General features: G+C 51.1%; 2 rRNA genes. Both read left to right on the top strand.

The window, feature by feature from the left end:
• Window positions 1-199 precede the first annotated feature (199 nt).
• Window positions 200-3,091 (top strand): 23S ribosomal RNA (locus tag LQ215_RS29335).
• A gap of 166 nt (window positions 3,092-3,257) precedes the next feature.
• Window positions 3,258-3,373 (top strand): 5S ribosomal RNA (gene rrf / locus LQ215_RS29330).
• The last annotated feature ends 27 nt before the right edge of the window (window positions 3,374-3,400 follow it).

The raw sequence follows: 3,400 nt of genomic DNA, 5'->3' as shown, positions 1-3,400 counted from the left end.
GATGGTGAATGTTGATTTCTAGTCTTTTGATTAGATCGTTCTTTAAAAATTTGGGTATGTGATAGAAAGATAGACTGAACGTTACTTTCACTGGTAACGGATCAGGCTAAGGTAAAATTTGTGAGTTGCTCTCATGAGCAAGATCGAATTTTCGGCGAATGTCGTCTTCACAGTATAACCAGATTGCTTGGGGTTATATGGTCAAGTGAAGAAGCGCATACGGTGGATGCCTTGGCAGTCAGAGGCGATGAAAGACGTGGTAGCCTGCGAAAAGCTTCGGGGAGTCGGCAAACAGACTTTGATCCGGAGATGTCTGAATGGGGGAACCCAGCCATCATAAGATGGTTATCTTGTACTGAATACATAGGTGCAAGAGGCGAACCAGGGGAACTGAAACATCTAAGTACCCTGAGGAAAAGAAATCAACCGAGATTCCCTTAGTAGTGGCGAGCGAACGGGGACTAGCCCTTAAGCTTCTTTGATTTTAGCGGAACGCTCTGGAAAGTGCGGCCATAGTGGGTGATAGCCCTGTACGCGAAAGGATCTTAGAAGTGAAATCGAGTAGGACGGAGCACGAGAAACTTTGTCTGAATATGGGGGGACCATCCTCCAAGGCTAAATACTACTGACTGACCGATAGTGAACTAGTACCGTGAGGGAAAGGCGAAAAGAACCCCGGAGAGGGGAGTGAAATAGATCCTGAAACCGTATGCGTACAAGCAGTGGGAGCCCACTTTGTTGGGTGACTGCGTACCTTTTGTATAATGGGTCAGCGACTTATTTTCAGTGGCGAGCTTAACCGAATAGGGGAGGCGTAGCGAAAGCGAGTCTTAATAGGGCGTCTAGTCGCTGGGAATAGACCCGAAACCGGGCGATCTATCCATGGGCAGGTTGAAGGTTGGGTAACACTAACTGGAGGACCGAACCGACTACCGTTGAAAAGTTAGCGGATGACCTGTGGATCGGAGTGAAAGGCTAATCAAGCTCGGAGATAGCTGGTTCTCCTCGAAAGCTATTTAGGTAGCGCCTCATGTATCACTGTAGGGGGTAGAGCACTGTTTCGGCTAGGGGGTCATCCCGACTTACCAAACCGATGCAAACTCCGAATACCTACAAGTGCCGAGCATGGGAGACACACGGCGGGTGCTAACGTCCGTCGTGAAAAGGGAAACAACCCAGACCGTCAGCTAAGGTCCCAAAGTTATGGTTAAGTGGGAAACGATGTGGGAAGGCTTAGACAGCTAGGAGGTTGGCTTAGAAGCAGCCACCCTTTAAAGAAAGCGTAATAGCTCACTAGTCGAGTCGGCCTGCGCGGAAGATGTAACGGGGCTCAAACCATACACCGAAGCTACGGGTATCACGTAAGTGATGCGGTAGAGGAGCGTTCTGTAAGCCTGTGAAGGTGAGTTGAGAAGCTTGCTGGAGGTATCAGAAGTGCGAATGCTGACATGAGTAACGACAATGGGTGTGAAAAACACCCACGCCGAAAGACCAAGGTTTCCTGCGCAACGTTAATCGACGCAGGGTTAGTCGGTCCCTAAGGCGAGGCTGAAAAGCGTAGTCGATGGAAAACAGGTTAATATTCCTGTACTTCTGGTTATTGCGATGGAGGGACGGAGAAGGCTAGGCCAGCTTGGCGTTGGTTGTCCAAGTTTAAGGTGGTAGGCTGGAATCTTAGGTAAATCCGGGATTCTAAGGCCGAGAGCTGATGACGAGTTACCCTTTGGGTGACGAAGTGGTTGATGCCATGCTTCCAAGAAAAGCTTCTAAGCTTCAGGTAACCAGGAACCGTACCCCAAACCGACACAGGTGGTTGGGTAGAGAATACCAAGGCGCTTGAGAGAACTCGGGTGAAGGAACTAGGCAAAATGGCACCGTAACTTCGGGAGAAGGTGCGCCGGTGAGGGTGAAGCACTTGCTGCGTAAGCCCACGCCGGTCGAAGATACCAGGCCGCTGCGACTGTTTATTAAAAACACAGCACTCTGCAAACACGAAAGTGGACGTATAGGGTGTGACGCCTGCCCGGTGCCGGAAGGTTAATTGATGGGGTTAGCTAACGCGAAGCTCTTGATCGAAGCCCCGGTAAACGGCGGCCGTAACTATAACGGTCCTAAGGTAGCGAAATTCCTTGTCGGGTAAGTTCCGACCTGCACGAATGGCGTAACGATGGCGGCGCTGTCTCCACCCGAGACTCAGTGAAATTGAAATCGCTGTGAAGATGCAGTGTATCCGCGGCTAGACGGAAAGACCCCGTGAACCTTTACTATAGCTTTGCACTGGACTTTGAATTTGCTTGTGTAGGATAGGTGGGAGGCTTTGAAGCGTGGACGCCAGTTCGCGTGGAGCCATCCTTGAAATACCACCCTGGCAACTTTGAGGTTCTAACTCAGGTCCGTTATCCGGATCGAGGACAGTGTATGGTGGGTAGTTTGACTGGGGCGGTCTCCTCCTAAAGAGTAACGGAGGAGTACGAAGGTGCGCTCAGACCGGTCGGAAATCGGTCGTAGAGTATAAAGGCAAAAGCGCGCTTGACTGCGAGACAGACACGTCGAGCAGGTACGAAAGTAGGTCTTAGTGATCCGGTGGTTCTGTATGGAAGGGCCATCGCTCAACGGATAAAAGGTACTCCGGGGATAACAGGCTGATACCGCCCAAGAGTTCATATCGACGGCGGTGTTTGGCACCTCGATGTCGGCTCATCACATCCTGGGGCTGAAGCCGGTCCCAAGGGTATGGCTGTTCGCCATTTAAAGTGGTACGCGAGCTGGGTTTAGAACGTCGTGAGACAGTTCGGTCCCTATCTGCCGTGGACGTTTGAGATTTGAGAGGGGCTGCTCCTAGTACGAGAGGACCGGAGTGGACGAACCTCTGGTGTTCCGGTTGTCACGCCAGTGGCATTGCCGGGTAGCTATGTTCGGAAAAGATAACCGCTGAAAGCATCTAAGCGGGAAACTTGCCTCAAGATGAGATCTCACTGGGACCTTGAGTCCCCTGAAGGGCCGTCGAAGACTACGACGTTGATAGGCAGGGTGTGTAAGCGCTGTGAGGCGTTGAGCTAACCTGTACTAATTGCCCGTGAGGCTTGACCATATAACACCCAAGCAATTTGTAACTCCAAGCCCAAGGCGAAAGAGACCAGATTGCGGTGTGTGAAGACGAAACGAACCGAAAGTTCGAATCTCACAAAACACCGAAGCTATCACATACCCAATTTGCTGAAGCGAGGCCAACTGGCCACGACTCAGTACCCGAATTTCTTGACGACCATAGAGCATTGGAACCACCTGATCCCATCCCGAACTCAGCAGTGAAACGATGCATCGCCGATGGTAGTGTGGGGTTTCCCCATGTGAGAGTAGGTCATCGTCAAGATTAAATTCCGAAACCCCTATCTGCTGA

Source organism: Pseudomonas brassicacearum, assembly GCF_918698105.1.
GTDB lineage: Bacteria > Pseudomonadota > Gammaproteobacteria > Pseudomonadales > Pseudomonadaceae > Aquipseudomonas > Aquipseudomonas brassicacearum_F.
Note: the sequence above shows the minus strand (reverse complement) of the source record. Positions and strands in the feature narration are given on the sequence as shown.